This is a genomic window from Nocardioides sp. NPDC101246 (assembly GCF_044767415.1).
GTDB lineage: Bacteria > Actinomycetota > Actinomycetes > Propionibacteriales > Nocardioidaceae > Nocardioides.
The window spans coordinates 1-15,665 of the sequence record NZ_JBIWNX010000011.1; the positions used below are offsets into that span (position 1 = coordinate 1).

Below are 15,665 nucleotides of genomic sequence, written 5' to 3' on the forward strand. Positions count from 1 at the left end.
CTCCACCCCCACAAGCCCCACTGATCCCAGCAAGAACCCCTCCGCGCCACACCCGGGCCGCCGCCCCGATAGCCAGCCAAATCTTTTCTCGACGGTCCCCGGTGTCAAGGACCGCGAAGCGGCCGGCGAAGCCGGCGGCCGAAGGCCGTCCTTGACTCCGGGGATCGTCGAGAACACCCTCAAAGCAAGGGTCGGCGGCCCACGGTCCCCCGAAGAAACAGCCCCCGACAACCGCCAGAACGAACTCAACAAGGCCGAACACCCCGACCAGACCCGAAAGCGACCGTGTTGGTCTCGACACGCTCGCTGGCGCTCGCGGCTCGACCAGCGGGGGACCAGGGGCTCGACCGCGGAGGGGCGCCAAAGGCTCGACCAGCGGGCTCGACCAGCGGACTCGACCAGCGGACTCGACCAGCGGACTCGACCAGCGGACTCGACCAGCGGACTCGACCAGCGGACTCGACCAGCGGACTCGACCAGCGGAAAGACGGATCACCGACTCGAGCACGAGGTCGAGCAGCAGAACGGGTGGGCACCGTACGGTCAAAGCATGGGCATCTCACTCGAAGACCGCCAAGAGCTTCTGACCCAACCCCTGATCGCAGCACTCTCGGTAGCCCGAGAGAACGGAAGGGCGCCCCTGACGGTCCCGATCTGGTACGACTACACCCCCGGCGGCGAGGCGTGGTTCGTGACCGGGAAGGACTCGCTGAAGACCAGGCTGATCGCGGCTGCGGGACGGTGCACGCTGATGGTGGAGCGGCTGGAGCCGACGGTCCGGTACGTGTCGGTCGAGGGCCCGGTGCGGATAGCGGATGCCGCCGAGGGCGATGCGGAGGCGATGGCGCGGCGTTATCTGCCTCCCGAGGCAGCTGATGCCTACCTGGCGCAGGCGGCGAGCTTTCCGCCCGAGGTGACGATCCGACTCACGCCGGAGCACTGGATCTCGGCCGACCTCGGCTCGCTGTGACGACGGCTCACCGAGCCACGAGCTGAGCGTCCTCGGTCAGCTGCCGCCGGACCGCGAGGGCAGCGGCCCGGCCGGCACGGCTGGCTCCGATGGTGCTGGCCGAGGGGCCGTAGCCGACCAGCTGGACCCGCGGGTCGTACGCAGCGGTGACGGCGGTCTGCACGTCAGCGGACTCGCGCAGCAGCGGGATCCCGCCGTGGGAGCTGCGCAGATGGAGCGGTGCGAGGTGGGTGACGGCGGGGCGGAAGCCGGTGGCCCACAGGATCGCATCGACGGGCTCGAACTCACCAGATGACCACCGCAGCCCGGACGGCTCGATCCGCGAGAAAATCGGCAACCGGCGCTCGTAGACCCCGAGCCGCGCGGCCTCCTGCTCCTGGGGACGCAGCGAGAGACCGGTGACGCTGACGACGCTCGCGGGCGGCAACCCGGCCTCCACCCGCTCGGCGACCATCGTGACCGCCTCCCGCCCACGCGACGCGTCGAAGTCGGAGCGCCAGACCGGCTCGCGCCGGGTCACCCAGAGCACGTCGGTGATCGGTGCCAACTCGCCGAGGAACTGCACCGCCGAGGCTCCCCCGCCGACGACGGCGACACGCTTGCCCCGGAAGTGAGCAGCGCCCGGATAGTCGTGGGTGTGCACCTGCTCCCCGAGGAACACCTCCGCGCCCGGATAGTGCGGCACGAACGGACGCGTCCAGGTCCCGGTCGCGTTGACCAGTGTTCGGGTGAACCAGGTCCGACCGTCGGTCGAGTGGACTGCCAGCAGGTCGCCGACCGAGGTCACCGACTTCACCGAGACCGGCCGCTCGACCGGAAGCGAGTGCATCGACTCGTAGAGACCGAACCAGCCCGGCACCGCGACGTTGGCGCGCTCGCCCGACTCCCCCGGCGCCCGCCCGTCCGGCAGGTCGGCGACGCCGTGCACGTCGTGCATGGTCAGCGAGTCCCAGCGGTGCTGCCAGGCCCCACCGGGGCGCCGCTCGGCGTCGAGCACGACGTGACGTACGCCCAGCCGGCTGAGGTGGTAGGAAGCCGACAGACCGGCCTGACCGGCACCGATCACCACTGATTCGTAGCTCTCCACGCACACCACAACAACGCACGGGGCACATCCATGCCCGCCGAACGGCTGCGGGAACATGTTCTACTTGACTACCCTCAGCAGAGTCACTCGGGACCGGGAGGTCGGACACGATGGATCAGGCACCATGACAGCGACCGAGGCGCTTCGAGAGGTCCCACGACTCGTGCCCGGCGACCGCGGCCTCCCCTGGGTCGGCAGGCTGCTGGACTACTCCCGCGACCCGGTCGGCTTCTACCGGCACCAGTGGGAGACGTACGGCCCGGTCTCGCCGTTCTTCCGTGCCGGCGAGACCGGGGTGGTCGTGCTCGGCCCGGACGCGTGCGAGGCGGTGCTGCGCAACAAGGAGAAGGCGTACGCCAACGGGCCGGCCTGGGGGCAGATCGTCGGGCCCTTCTTCGACCGTGGCCTGATGCTGCTCGACCTCGAGGAGCACCACGCCCATCGCCGCATCATGCAGGAGGCCTTCACCCGGGACCGGCTCGCCACGTACACGACCGCGATGCACCCGGCGATCGCCCGGGGCATGCGCGGCTGGGCCCACACTCCGGCGTTCCAGGCCTACCCGAGACTCAAGCAGCTCACCCTCGACATCGCCGCGGACATCTTCATGGGTGGCGCGTCCGAGACCAGCCGCGCCGAGATGGACCGGGTCAACAAGGCGTTCATCGCCTGCGTGCAGGCGGCCCCCGGCGTCGTACGTGCCGATGTGCCGCTGACCCGCTGGGGCAGGGCGTTCCGTGGGCGGAAGGTGCTCGAGGGGTTCCTGCGCCACTACCTTCCCGCCAAACGCGCGAAGCAGAGCGACGACATCTTCTCGGTGCTGTGCCACATCGAGACCGACGACGGCGAGCGGTTCAGCGACGAGGACGTCGTCAACCACATGATCTTCCTGATGATGGCCGCCCACGACACCTCGACCATCACCACCTCGACGATGCTGCAGTACCTCGGCCAGCATCCGCAGTGGCAGCAGCGCTGCCGCGAGGAGTCGCTCGCGCTCGGCCCGGCTCCGACCATGCCCGAGCTCGAGAGCCTGCAGAGCCTCGACCTGGTGATGAAGGAGGCACTGCGGCTGCGTGCCCCGGTGCCGGCGCTGATCCGGCGTACGGTCAAGGAGACCCGCCTCCTCGGCGTCCGCATCCCCGCCGACACCGGCGTGATGGTCGGGGTCCAGTTCAGCCACATGATGGAGGACTACTGGACCAACCCGACCGTGTTCGACCCCGAGCGGTTCGCACCGCATCGGCGCGAGGACAAGAGCCACCGGATGGCGTGGGAGCCGTTCGGTGGCGGGGTGCACAAGTGCATCGGTCTCTACTTCGCCGGCCTGGAGGTCAAGTCGATCCTGCACCGGCTCCTGCGCGACTACCGGTGGAGCGTCTCCCCCGGCTACCGCGCCCCTCTCGACAACAGCTCGCTGCCGTTCCCGAAGGACGGCAACCCCATCCACCTGACCCGGATCTGAGGAGATCGATGACCACGAAGACAACCGAGGCCGAGAGCGTACGTCCCGGATGGGTCGATGACGCGCGCCTCGCCTCCTGGACCCGGTGGGTCGCGGCCCCGGTCTCCGGAGGTGACGGCACGCTGACCGCGACCGCGCCGTACGACGCGATGCCGACCGCTCCGGTGCCCTCGGTGACCGCCGCGGACGTCGCCGAGGCCGCGGCCGCGGCGCGGGCGGCCCAGCCCGACTGGGCCACGCTCGACTTCTCGGACCGTGCCGAGGTCATGCTCCGCTTCCACGACCTGCTGGTCGAGCGCCAGGACGAGGTGCTCGACCTGATCCAGTGGGAGATGGGCAAGGCCCGTTACCACGCCTGGCAGGAGATTCTCCAGGTCGGCACCATCGCCCGCCACTACGCCCGGCGCGGCCAGACGTACCTCGCCGACAAGCGCGTGCGCGGGGCCATCCCCGGCATCACCTCCGTGAAGGAGGTGCGGGTGCCGAAGCAGGTCGTCGGGATCATCTCGCCGTGGAACTACCCGCTCTACCTCGGGGTCGGCGACGCCATCCCGGCCCTGCTCGCCGGAGCGGCCGTGATCAGCAAGGCCGACCCGCAGGCGCCGTTGACGCTGCTGTGGGCGAGGGCGCTGATGGCCGAGGCGGGGCTGCCCGAGCACGTCTGGCAGGTCGTCACCGGGCCGGGAGCGGCCACCGGCGAGGCGGTCATCGACAACGTCGACTACGTCGCCTTCACCGGCTCGACGGCGACCGGACGGATCGTGGCCCAGCGCGCCGCGGGCCGGTTGATCGGGGCCTCGCTCGAGCTCGGCGGGAAGAACCCGCTCATCGTCCGCCGCGACGCCGACCTCGCCCAGGCCGCTCGCGGCACGGTGATGGCGGCCTTCGCCAACACCGGCCAGATGTGCGTCCACATCGAGCGCGTGGTGGTGCACGAGGCCGTCTACGACGCCTTCCGCCAGGCCCTGGTCGCCGAGACGGAGAGCCAGGTGGTCGGGCAGAGCTTCGACTACTCGGCCGACGTCGGGTCGCTTGCCTCCCAGGCGCAGCTCGACAAGGTCACCGCCCACGTCGCCGACGCGGTGGCGAAGGGCGCGACGGTGCTGGCCGGTGGCGAGCCGCTCGCCGAGGTGGGTCCGTACGCCTTCGCCCCGACCGTCCTGGAGGGCGTCACCGACGAGATGGACCTGTGCCTGGGCGAGACCTTCGGGCCGGTCCTCGCGCTCTACCGCGCGGACAGTGACGAGGAAGCGGTCCGGATCGCCAACCAGGGTGAGGCCGGGCTCTCGGCGAGCGTGTTCAGCAAGAACGTGCGCGAGGCCGACATGATCGCTCGCCGCATCCGCGCGGGCGCGGTGAACATCAACGACGGCGCCGCCCTGGCCGCCGGGAGCATCGAGGCCGGGATGGGTGGCATGGGATCGAGCGGGCTCGGTCGCCGCCACGGCGCGGACGGGATCCGGAAGTTCACCGACGCCCAGACCCTCGCGGCCTCCCGGATGGGGCCGATCGGGCCGTTCAAGGGGCAGACGGTCGAGAAGTTCGTCGCGCTGGGCAACGGACAGCTCAAGGCGCTGCGGAAGCTGGGCGCACGATGAGCACGCCGGTTCCCGGGGAGCACAACCTGGCGGTGCTGGCCGAGGAGTCGTTCGCGCGCCACGGCGACCACCCGATGGTCTTCTTCGAAGGCACCTGGCACTCCTCCGCCGAGATCGCCGAGCGGTCCGCGCGGGTCGCCGGCGGCCTGGGCAACCTCGGGATCGAGCCCGGTGACCGGGTCGTGGTGCTCACCATGAACACCCCGGAGGTCTTCGTCAGCTATCGCGCCCTGTGGCGCCTCGGCGCGGTGGTGACGCCGGTGATCTTCCTGCAGACCCCGCCCGAGCTGCGTCACATCCTGGAGGACTCCGGGGCCAGGGCGGCCATCGTCACGCCCGAGCTGCTGCCGCTGATCCAGGCGGCCTCGGAAGGTCTCGAGCTCACCGTCATCGTCGCCGGAGACGTTCCTGAAGGAACGGATGCGGTGGCGTACGAGAGCCTGGAGAGCGCCGACCCGATCGACATCGCCCCGCGCGGTGACGACGACCTCGCCGCGCTGCTCTACACCGGCGGCACCACCGGGCGGGCCAAGGGCGTGATGCTGAGCCACCGCGGCCTGTGGGAGTCCGGGCACGCCCTCAGCCGGGTCGGGGAGAGCCAGGGCACGACACGGTGGCTGCTGCCGCTGCCGCTCTCCCATGCGTACGGCCTGATCGTGGTGATCAGCGGCCTGCACTCCTCGCGTCAGCAGAGCTCGGTGCTGCAGCGGTGGTTCGACGCCAAGGGCTGGCTCGAGCTCGCCCAGGAGCACCGGGTCGAGTCGAGCACGGTGGTGCCCTCGATGCTGCAGATGCTGCTCGACCAGCCCTACCAGGACTACGACCTGAGCTCGCTGCGCTCCTTCGGCAGCGGTGGCGCGCCGCTGCTGCCGGCGCTGCGGGAGAAGACCGAGGAGGCCTTCGGGGTGACCATCCTGGAGGGCTACGGCTGCACCGAGTCGAGCGCGGTCATCGCCGCCTCGACCCTTGAGGAGTCGCGTCCCGGCAGCGTCGGCAAGCCGCTGTCCCACGCCGAGGTCGTCATCGCCGGCCCGGACGGCGAGCCGGTCGCGACCGGTGAGGAGGGCGAGATCTGGGTGCGTGGCCCCGGCGTGATGCAGGGCTACTGGAACGACCCTGCGCAGACAGCGGCGACGGTCGTCGACGGCTGGCTGCACACCGGCGACATCGGCCACTTCGACGCCGACGGCTACCTCTATGTCGACGACCGGATCAAGGACCTGATCATCCGGGGCGGGTTCAACGTCTTCCCGCGCGACGTCGAGGACGCGCTGCTCGCCCACGACGCCGTCACGGCCGCCGCGGTGGTCGGACGCCCGGACACCCAGCGGGGCGAGGAGGTGGTCGCGGCGGTCGCCCTTCATCCCGGCGCACGCACCACCCCCGAGGAGCTGATCGCCTTCGTCAAGACGCGGCTCGCGCCCCACAAGTACCCCCGCGAGGTGCTGATCCTCGACGCCATTCCCGTCACCAGCGTGGGCAAGACCGACAGAAAGGCCGTACGCAGCATGGTCCGCACCACCGAAGGAGAGTCATGAGCCGTCCCGTCGAGGCAATGTCCGTCATCGTCACCGGCGGCGCTCGCGGCATCGGGCGCGCCACCGTCGAGCGGCTCGCGCGCGCCGGCGCGAAGGTCGCCGTGGGCGACCTGGACCCGGACCTGCTCGAGGATGTGACCGCCGAGTTCGGCTCGCGGGTCGTGGCCGCACATCTCGACGTCACCGACCCCGCCTCCTGGCGTACGTTCCTCGAGTCGGTCGCGGACCTGGGACCGTGGGACGTGCTGGTCAACAATGCCGGGATCATGCCGCTCGGGTCGGTCCTGAAGGAGGAGGACGCGCTCACCCGGGCGATCTTCGAGGTCAACGTGCACGGCCCGATCAACGGGATCAAGGCGGTGGCGCCGGCGATGGTCGACCGGGGTCAGGGGCACATCGTCAACGTCGCCTCGGCCGTCGGCCGGGTGCCGGTCCCGGACGCGGCGACCTACTCGGCCTCGAAGTTCGCCGTGGTCGGCTTCTCCGAGGCGCTGCGGATGGAGCTGGCGCCCTCCGGGGTCGACGTCTCGCTCATCCTGCCGGCGGTGGTGCAGACCGAGCTCGCCGACGGGGTGCCGGCGGCGAAGGGGATGAAGCCGGTCACCGCCGAGGACGTCGCGGAGGCGATCGAGTCGGTCATCCGCGAGCCGCGGCCCGAGGTCTGGGTGCCCAACTGGGCCCAGTCGCTGACCAAGATCACCCAGGCGATGCCGCGACGGTTCCAGGACTTCATCGACCGGGCGACCAACGCCTCGCAGCTGCTCGCGGGCGTCGACCCATCAGCGCGGGCGGCGTATGAGGAGCGGGTGCGGCGGAACGTACGGTAGGCGGGTCGGCGGCCGGATTGGCCCAGGAGACGGAGGCCGGATTGGCCGGGCGCGGAGGGGTCCGCGCTCACTAGCGTCGAGAGCGTGAAGAACGACGGACTCTCAGTGCCCCAGGGCGCGGCTCTCACCCTCGGTGCGGTGCTCGGCACCGGTGTCATCTCCCTGCCCGCGCTGGCGGCGAGCGAGGCCGGCCCGGCCTCGCTCGTGGCCTGGCTGGCCCTGATCGCCCTCTCGGTGCCGCTGGCGGCGACCTTCGCCGCGCTGGGGGCGCGGCATCCGGACGGCGGCGGGGTGGCGACGTACGCACGGCTCGCCTTCAACCCGCACGTCGCGACCATGGTCGGCTGGGCCTTCTACCTGACGATCGGCGTGGGGGCGCCGGTCGCGGCCGGGTTCGGCGGGGCGTACGTCGCCGACGCCTTCGGCGGTGGGCAGACGATGTCGCTGGCGGTGACCGCGGCGATCATCGTGCTGGTCACGGTGATGAACTGGTTCGGGATCAAGGTGTCCGGGGGCGTGCAGCTGGCGATCGCCGGTGCGATCGCGGTCCTGCTCGCCGTCGCGGTCGTGGTGGCGCTGCCGCATGCCGAGCTGGGACGGCTGACGCCGTTCGCGCCGCACGGGTGGGGCTCTGTCGGCACCGCGGCGGCGATGCTGGTGTGGGCGTTCGCCGGGTGGGAGATCCTCTCCTCGCTCTCGGCCGAGTACCGCGACCCGGCGCGCGACATCCGCCGGGCCACGTTCCTGGCACTGGGGATCGTGACGGTGCTCTACCTCGGAATCGCGTTCGCTACGGTCGCATCGCTCGGGTCCACCTCCGGTGCCGCGCCGCTGGCGGACCTGCTCGTCCTGGGCTTCGGGGAGCCCGCGCGGCCGGTGACCGCCGTGGTCGCGGTGCTGCTGACCATCGGTGCGATCAACGCCTACTTCGCCGGCGGCTCGCGGCTCGGGGCGTCGCTGGCACGCGAGGGCGGACTGCCTCGGGTCCTCGCCACCCCGGCGTCCACGATCCCGCGTCGCTCGCTGCTCGCGGTCAGTGCCGTCGCGCTCGGCACCCTCGCGGTGACCTGGGTCGCCGGCGCCTCGACGGACGCGGCGCTGCTGATGGCCTCGGGGACCTTCTCGCTGCTCTACGTGGTGGGAGCGGCGGCCGCGCTGCGGCTGCTGCCGCGGGGCACCCGGTCGTGGTGGGCCGCGGTCTGCTCGCTGGTCGCGGCGCTGATCCTGCTGGGCCTCACCGGCGCGCACCTGGTCGGCCCGCTGCTGTGCGGCGGTGCCGGTCTGGCGTGGTCGCTGGTCAGCTCCCGACGGTCACGCCCAGCCCGCGAGGGTGGCCAGGAGCTCGAGCCCGCCGGGCAGGCTCTGTGTCCGGACGGCTCCGTAGCCTAGGAACAGCCCGTCGCGACCGGGCAGCAGCCGATGAGCGCCGATCGTGTCCAGCGCCAGCCCCGCGGCCGCGGCACGTTCTGGCAGGTCAGCGGGGAGGTCCGCGTAGGCGGACAGGTGGAGTCCGGCCGCCGACGGGAGCACCTCGACCGGCCACGTGGAGAGGGTCTCGAGGAGGAGCGAGCGGCGCTCGGCGTACGTCTTGGACGCCTTGCGCACATGACGGGCGAGGAGGCCCTCCTCCAGGAAGCGGGCCAAGGCGGCCTGGGGCTGGACGGAGCCGAAGCCGTCGGTGAGCTGCTTGGCGGCGAGCAGCGCGTCGACCAACGAACCGGGGGCGACCAGATAGCCGGCACGCAAGCTGGGGAGCAGCGACTTGGAGAAGGTCCCGACATAGATCACCCGACCCTGGTCGTCGAGGGCGTGCAGCGGCTCGAGCGGCCGCTCGGTGAACCGGAACTCGCTGTCGTAGTCGTCCTCCACGATGCCCGCGTCATGCCTGTTCGCGAAGTCGAGGAGGGCTCGGCGGCGTGGGAGGGAGAGGCGTACGCCGAGCGGGAACTGGTGGCTCGGGGTCGTGTAGACGAGCCGGGCCTGCTCCGGGATCTGCTCGACGACCAGCCCTTCCGCATCGACCGGGACCGGCACGACCCGGGCTCCGTGGGAGGCGAAGAGGTCGAGCGCGGACGGGTAACCGGGGTCCTCGACGGCGACGACGTCGCCCGGCTCCAGCAGCACCCGGGCGACGAGATCGAGCGCCTGCTGGGTTCCGCTGGTGACCACGATCTGTGCCGGGTCGGCCCGCACCCCACGGTGGTAGGCGACCGTGTGCGCCAGCGCCTCGCGCAGCCTCGGCAGTCCCGCCGGCGAGGCGTAGGTGCCGGGGCTGTGGCCGCGCAGGCGCGACTCGGCCGCGAGGATCCGGCGCCAGGTGTCGAACGGGAAGAGCTCGGCGTCGGGGATCCCCACCCGCAGGTCGTACGCCGGGACCGCCGCCTCCGCGCTCGTCGGCCGTGGTGCCCAGCGCCAGCCCGGTCGCGGGGTCAGTGCCCCGGGGGCGGTGGCCCTGGGGTTTCCCGTGGCAGCCGCGACGTACGTCCCCGAGCCCACCCGCGACTCCAGGAACCCCTCGGCGACCAGGCGTTCGTAGACCGTCGCGACGGTGGTGCGCGAGATCCCCAGATCGGAGGCCAGCGCGCGGCTCGCGGGCAGCCGGTCGCCCGCCTTCAGCCTGCCGTCGCCGATCGCGTCGCGCAGGGCCTGGTAGAGCGACGCGGATCGTACGGCGCGGTCGGTCAGGTCTAGCGCGAGGTCCACAGCGGGATTGGACCACACCTGCGCGCCGAGCGCGCGCTGGTTTCCAGACACCACATCAGGGACTGGTCGGCAGCCCGAGGCGGGTGATGATCTCCTCGGCGGTTTCGGCCGCGGAGATATGGGTGTTGTCGACCACGGTGTGCGGGAAGCGCAGCGGGAACGGCATCTCCGGCCCGGTGGAGAGCACATGGCGCTCGTTCCAGTCCACGGCGTTGGCCCTCGCCCACTCGGTGTCGCGCTTGGACGGCTTCGCGGCCAGCCGCTCCGGGGTGCCTTCACGGCTCAGACGGGTCGGCAGATCGGCGTACAGCTCGACGCAGTCGACCTTCCCGCCCGCCTCGACGACGGGAGCGACCAGCCTGGTGACGGCCTGCGCGTCCTCGGGGAGCTCGAGCGCCCAGACGTAGGTGAAGATGAGGCCCGGGAGCTCGGAGGCCACCGCCTCCTCGATCACCCGCCGCCGGAACTCGTCCTTGAGCACCCCGAACGACGGCATCTCCCAGTCGAAGACCTCCAGCAGCGGCTCGATCGTGGCGTGGTTGTGGAAGAGGCGGTACGGCGTACGTGCCGCGATCTCCCGGCCCACGCTCATCTTGCCGACCGCCGGTGGGCCGAAGAGGTTGATGAGATGCATGGGGTCAGTGTGGCCGCTGAGTGTCGGTGGTCGCGACTAAGTTTGTCCTCATGAGCCAACCAGATGGCGCGTCACCGGCGCTGGCGCGGTTCAGCGACCCGACACGTACGTGGTTCGCGGCCGCCTTCGCGGCACCGACCGCGGCTCAGGCCGGTGCCTGGGAGGCCATCGGCGCGGGGCGCAACGCGCTGGTGGTGGCGCCCACCGGCTCGGGAAAGACGCTGAGCGCGTTCCTGTGGTCGATCGACAAGCTGCTCACCGAGCCCAGCCCTGCGAAGAAGCAGCGCTGTCGGGTGCTCTACATCTCGCCGCTCAAGGCGCTCGGCGTCGACGTGGAGCGCAACCTGCGCTCGCCGCTGGTGGGGATCCGGCAGACCGCCGAGCGGTTGGGGGTCGACGCCCCCGAGGTGCGCGTCGGGGTGCGGTCCGGCGACACCACCGCGGCCGACCGGCGGCGGCTGACGACCACTCCCCCGGACATCTTGATCACCACGCCCGAGTCGCTGTTCCTGATGCTGACCAGCCAGGCCCGCGAGATCCTGCGCAGCGTCGAGACGGTGATCGTCGACGAGGTGCACGCGGTCGCAGCGACCAAGCGCGGCTCGCACCTGGCGCTCACCCTGGAGCGTCTCGACGCGTTGCTGGACCGGCCCGCGCAGCGGATCGGGCTCTCGGCGACCGTGCGCCCGCTGGAGGAGGTCGCCCGCTATCTGGGCGGCGCCCAGCCCGTCGAGATCGTCGCCCCACCCGCCGAGAAGCGCTGGGACCTCAGCGTGGTCGTGCCGGTCGAGGACATGACCGCGCCGAGCCCCTACGGCGAGGAGGAGGACGACGACCCGCAGCGGGCCTCGTCGATCTGGCCACACGTCGAGGAGCACGTCGCCGACCTGGTCACCGCCCACCGTTCCACCATCGTCTTCGCCAACTCGCGCCGGATCGCGGAGCGGCTGACCGCGCGGCTCAACGAGATCGCCTCCGACCGGGTGTTCGAGACACCATCCTCCGTTGGTCGAGCCGCGAGCGCTAGCGAGCGTGTCGAGACCAACACGGTCCTATCGAGCGCCGATGAGGACCGTGTTGGTCTCGACACGCCTCCGCCTAGCGGCTCCGGCGGCTCGACCACCGGGCCGCCCGCGCAGGTGATGGCGCAGTCGGGCCAGTCCCACGGTGCGGCGCAGGTGATCGCCAAGGCTCACCACGGCAGCGTGTCGAAGGAGCAGCGCGCGCTGATCGAGGACGACCTCAAGTCCGGCCGGCTGCCGGCGGTGGTGGCCACCTCCAGCCTCGAGCTCGGCATCGACATGGGCGCGGTCGACCTCGTCGTCCAGATCGAGTCACCGCCCAGCGTCGCCTCCGCTCTCCAGCGCGTCGGGCGTGCCGGCCACCAGGTCGGCGAGGTCTCCCGTGGGGTGCTCTTCCCGAAGCATCGCGGCGACCTCGCCCAGACCGCGGTCAGCGTGCAGCGGATGCGGCAGGGCCTGATCGAGTCGATGAGCCTCCCGACCAACCCGCTCGACGTACTCGCCCAGCAGGTCGTCGCGGCCACCGCCCTGGACACCTGGGACGTCGACGAGCTGTTCACGATGGTCCGCAGGACCGCGTCGTACGCAACGCTCCCCCGCTCCGCCTACGACGCGACCCTCGACCTGCTCGCCGGGCGCTACCCGAGCGAGGAGTTCGCCGAGCTGCGGCCGCGCATCGTGTGGGACCGGGTCGCCGGGACCGTGACCGGTCGTCCGGGAGCGCAGCGGCTGGCCGTCACCAGCGGCGGCACCATCCCCGACCGCGGGCTCTTCGGGGTCTACCTGGTCGGGGAAGGCACCGGAAGACGCGTCGGCGAGCTCGACGAGGAGATGGTCTACGAGTCCCGGGTCGGCGACGTGTTCGCCCTGGGCGCGACGAGCTGGCGGATCGAGGACATCACCCACGACCGGGTGCTGGTGACCCCCGCTCCCGGCATCCCAGGGCGGCTGCCGTTCTGGAAGGGCGACTCGCTCGGCCGGCCCGCCGAGCTCGGCGAGGCCGTCGGCGCCTACACCCGCGAGCTCGCCGCCCTTCCCGCGAAGAAGGCGGAGGCACGCGCCCAGGACGACGGTCTGGACGCCTACGCGGCCGCCAACCTGGTCGCCTACCTGCACGAACAGGCCGAGGCCACCAACGTCCTCCCCTCCGACAGCAACATCGTCGTCGAGCGCTTCCGCGACGAGCTGGGCGACTGGCGGCTGGTGGTCCACTCCCCCTACGGCCGCCCGGTCCACGCACCGTGGGCGCTGGCGATCAACGCCCGGATCCGGGAGCGCTACGGGGTCGACGGGCAGGCGATCGACAGCGACGACGGCATCGTGATCCGACTCCCCGATACCGACGCCGAGGCGCCGACCGGCGAGATCATCGTCTTCGAGCCCGACGAGATCGAGGACCTGGTCACCACCGAGGTCGGCGGGTCGGCGCTCTTCGCCAGTCGCTTCCGCGAGTGCGCCGCGCGGGCGCTCCTCCTCCCCCGCCGCGACCCCGGCCGCCGTTCGCCGCTGTGGCAGCAGCGCCAGCGCTCCGCCGCCCTGCTCGAGGTCGCCTCGCAGTACCCGAGCTTCCCGATCATCCTCGAGGCCGTACGCGAGTGCCTCCGCGACGTCTACGACCTCCCCTCCCTCGTCGGCCTCCTCCGGCGCATCGAACGCCGCGAGATCTCGATCGTCGACGTCGCCACACCCTCCCCGTCCCCCTATGCTCAGTCGCTCCTCTTCGGCTACGTCGCCCAGTTCCTCTACGAGGGCGACTCACCCCTGGCCGAGCGCCGCGCCGCCGCCCTCACCCTCGACCAGGGCCTCCTCGCCGAGCTCCTCGGCCGCGCCGAGCTCCGCGAGCTCCTTGACCCCGAGGTCCTGACCGAGGTCGAGTCCGAGCTCCAGCGCCTCGCCCCCGGCCGCCGAGCCCGTGGCGCCGAAGGCATCACCGACCTCATCCGCACCATCGGCCCCCTCACCCTCGACGAGATCACCGCCCGCACCACCCCACTCCCGGCCGAAACTGCAGTTTTGGGGGGCGAAACCGTAGGTCTGGACGACGAGTCGGTAGTTGTGGGGGGCGAAAGTAGAGTTTCGGCGCCCACAACTACCGACTCGGCCTCCACAAGTGAGGTCTCGGCGGTGTTGGAGGGGCTCGCGACGGCTCGGCGGGTGGTCGAGGTGCGGGTGGCCGGAGAGGCACGCTGGGCGGTGGTCGAGGACGTGGCCAGGCTCAGGGACGGGCTGGGGGTGGCGGTTCCTCCGGGCGTACCGTCGGCATTCACCGAGCCGGTCGAGGACCCGGTGGGCGACCTGGTCTCCCGGTACGCACGCTCGCACGGTCCGTTCACGACCACCGACGTCGCCTCGCGGCTGGGGCTGGGCGAGGCGGTCGTCCGGCACACCCTGGCGCGGCTCTCGGCGCGGGGGCGGGTGCTCGACGGTGAGTTCCGGCCGGGCGGGAGCGGGCTGGAGTGGTGTGACGCCGAGGTGCTCCGGATGCTGCGGCGGCGCTCGCTGGCCCGGCTGCGCAAGGAGGTCGAGCCGGTCGAGCCGGCGGCGCTGGGCAGGTTCCTCCCGGCCTGGCAGAAGACGAACGTACGCAAGGGCGCGCTGCGCGGGGTCGACGGGGTGCTGAGCGTCGTCGACCAGCTGGCCGGCTGCCCGGTGCCGGCCAGCGCGCTGGAGAGCCTGATCCTGCCGGCACGCGTGGTGGACTACGAGCCGGCGTTCCTCGACGAGCTGACCTCGGGCGGCGAGGTGCTCTGGGCGGGCCACGGCACCCTTCCCGGCACCGACGGCTGGGTCTCGCTGCACCCGGCCGACACCGCCGACCTCACCCTGCCCCCGCCGACCGAGATGCCACCCGGGCCGCTCGCCGAACGCCTCCTCGAAGCCCTCGAACCCGGCGGCGCCTGGTTCTTCCACCAGCTCGCCCGGACCGTCTCCGCCCAGACCGAGGAGACACCTAGCGACGCCGACCTGAGCGCGGCCCTGTGGGAGCTGGTCTGGTCGGGGCGGGTCAGCAACGACACCCTGCTGCCGGTGCGGGCGCTGACCCGCTCCGGCACACCCTCGCACCGCTCCAGGCGGCCACCGCCCCGCGCCCGCGGCGGCCGCTACACCGGTGGCACGCGGATGCCGGCCCGGGCGAGCCTTCCGGAGACCGCCGGGCGCTGGACGATCCTGCCGGAGCCCGATTCCGATCCGACCAAGCGCGCCCACGCGGCGGCCGAGCGGCTCCTGGACCGCCACGGCGTGGTCACCCGCGGTGCGGTCCAGTCCGAGCGCACCCCTGGAGGGTTCGCCGCCGTCTACAAGGTGCTCAGCGCGTTCGAGGAGTCCGGCCGGGCCCGCCGGGGCTACTTCGTCGAGGGCCTCGGCGCGGCCCAGTTCGGCACCGCAGGATCGGTCGATCGGCTGCGTACGTTCTCCAGGGTGGAGCCGGCCGACAAGCCGGTCGCCCTCGCGCTCGCCGCGACCGACCCCGCGAACCCCTACGGCGCGGCCCTCCCCTGGCCCGCCTCGGAGGAGGGCCACCGGCCCGGCCGCAAGGCGGGCGCGATCGTGGTGCTGGTCGATGGGGAGCTGGCGATGTACGTCGAACGCGGCGGCCGGACCCTGCTGACCTGGTCCGAGGACCCCAACCTCCTCGAACCCGGCGCCGAGGCGCTCGCCGAGGCCGTCCGGCGAGGGGCGCTGGGTCGGCTCACCGTCGAGAAGGCCGACGGTGCCCCGCTGCTCGGCTCCGGCGAGACGCCGCTGCGCCAGGCACTCCAGTACGCCGGCTTCGTCGCCACCCCGCGCGGCCTGCGCCTGACCTCGCCGAGCAGGTGAGC

The 15,665-nt window shown here is 71.9% G+C and carries 10 protein-coding genes; 7 read left to right on the plus strand and 3 right to left on the minus strand.

The window, feature by feature from the left end; translation table 11 throughout:
* Nucleotides 1-550: 550 nt before the first annotated feature.
* Nucleotides 551-970: a pyridoxamine 5'-phosphate oxidase family protein gene (locus tag ACIRON_RS19885; protein WP_402994697.1), complete on the plus strand. Its 420-nt coding sequence runs from the start codon at nt 551-553 to the stop codon at nt 968-970.
* 7 nt (nt 971-977) lie between these two features.
* Here ACIRON_RS19885 and ACIRON_RS19890 read toward each other — a convergent pair whose 3' ends face one another.
* Nucleotides 978-2,057, minus strand: a complete 1,080-nt coding sequence (locus tag ACIRON_RS19890; protein WP_402994699.1) for an NAD(P)-binding domain-containing protein — start codon at nt 2,055-2,057, stop codon at nt 978-980.
* A 124-nt stretch (nt 2,058-2,181) separates the two neighbouring features.
* Here ACIRON_RS19890 and ACIRON_RS19895 point away from each other — a divergent pair, with 124 nt between their 5' ends.
* The 5 genes from ACIRON_RS19895 to ACIRON_RS19915 all read left to right on the plus strand — a co-directional run bounded on the left by ACIRON_RS19895 (nt 2,182) and on the right by ACIRON_RS19915 (nt 8,874).
* Nucleotides 2,182-3,522 (plus strand): cytochrome P450, encoded by a 1,341-nt coding sequence (locus ACIRON_RS19895; RefSeq protein ID WP_402994701.1) that lies wholly within the window; start codon nt 2,182-2,184, stop codon nt 3,520-3,522.
* A gap of 8 nt (nt 3,523-3,530) precedes the next feature.
* On the plus strand, nt 3,531-5,120 hold the full coding sequence (locus tag ACIRON_RS19900; RefSeq protein ID WP_402994703.1) for a succinic semialdehyde dehydrogenase: 1,590 nt from the start codon (nt 3,531-3,533) through the stop codon (nt 5,118-5,120).
* A complete protein-coding gene (locus tag ACIRON_RS19905; protein ID WP_402994705.1) occupies nt 5,117-6,658 on the plus strand; it encodes a class I adenylate-forming enzyme family protein in 1,542 nt (513 codons plus the stop codon). Before ACIRON_RS19900 ends, ACIRON_RS19905 begins: the two co-directional genes overlap by 4 nt.
* Nucleotides 6,655-7,485, plus strand: a complete 831-nt coding sequence (locus ACIRON_RS19910) for an SDR family oxidoreductase (protein ID WP_402994707.1) — start codon at nt 6,655-6,657, stop codon at nt 7,483-7,485. Before ACIRON_RS19905 ends, ACIRON_RS19910 begins: the two co-directional genes overlap by 4 nt.
* 84 nt (nt 7,486-7,569) lie before the next feature.
* Nucleotides 7,570-8,874 carry an APC family permease gene (locus ACIRON_RS19915; protein ID WP_402994709.1) on the plus strand — a complete coding sequence of 435 codons (1,305 nt, stop codon included), beginning with the start codon at nt 7,570-7,572 and terminating at the stop codon, nt 8,872-8,874.
* Here the strand turns inward: ACIRON_RS19915 and ACIRON_RS19920 are convergent.
* Complete coding sequence (locus ACIRON_RS19920; protein ID WP_402994711.1) at nt 8,797-10,188, minus strand: PLP-dependent aminotransferase family protein; 1,392 nt, start codon at nt 10,186-10,188, stop codon at nt 8,797-8,799. The two genes, ACIRON_RS19915 and ACIRON_RS19920, sit on opposite strands and share 78 nt — an antisense overlap.
* A gap of 55 nt (nt 10,189-10,243) precedes the next feature.
* Nucleotides 10,244-10,822: a hypothetical protein gene (locus ACIRON_RS19925; protein ID WP_402994713.1), complete on the minus strand. Its 579-nt coding sequence runs from the start codon at nt 10,820-10,822 to the stop codon at nt 10,244-10,246.
* Between the two features lie 50 nt (nt 10,823-10,872).
* Here ACIRON_RS19925 and ACIRON_RS19930 point away from each other — a divergent pair, with 50 nt between their 5' ends.
* Nucleotides 10,873-15,663, plus strand: a complete 4,791-nt coding sequence (locus ACIRON_RS19930; protein ID WP_402994715.1) for a DEAD/DEAH box helicase — start codon at nt 10,873-10,875, stop codon at nt 15,661-15,663.
* The last annotated feature ends 2 nt before the right edge of the window (nt 15,664-15,665 follow it).

Coding starts and splice junctions, on each gene's coding strand:
- ACIRON_RS19905 (WP_402994705.1), top strand. CDS start 5,117: ATGAGCACGCCGGTTCCCGGGGAGCACAACCTGGCGGTGCTGGCCGAG.
- ACIRON_RS19910 (WP_402994707.1), top strand. CDS start 6,655: ATGAGCCGTCCCGTCGAGGCAATGTCCGTCATCGTCACCGGCGGCGCT.
- ACIRON_RS19895 (WP_402994701.1), top strand. CDS start 2,182: ATGACAGCGACCGAGGCGCTTCGAGAGGTCCCACGACTCGTGCCCGGC.
- ACIRON_RS19930 (WP_402994715.1), top strand. CDS start 10,873: ATGAGCCAACCAGATGGCGCGTCACCGGCGCTGGCGCGGTTCAGCGAC.
- ACIRON_RS19885 (WP_402994697.1), top strand. CDS start 551: ATGGGCATCTCACTCGAAGACCGCCAAGAGCTTCTGACCCAACCCCTG.
- ACIRON_RS19925 (WP_402994713.1), bottom strand. CDS start 10,822: ATGCATCTCATCAACCTCTTCGGCCCACCGGCGGTCGGCAAGATGAGC.
- ACIRON_RS19900 (WP_402994703.1), top strand. CDS start 3,531: ATGACCACGAAGACAACCGAGGCCGAGAGCGTACGTCCCGGATGGGTC.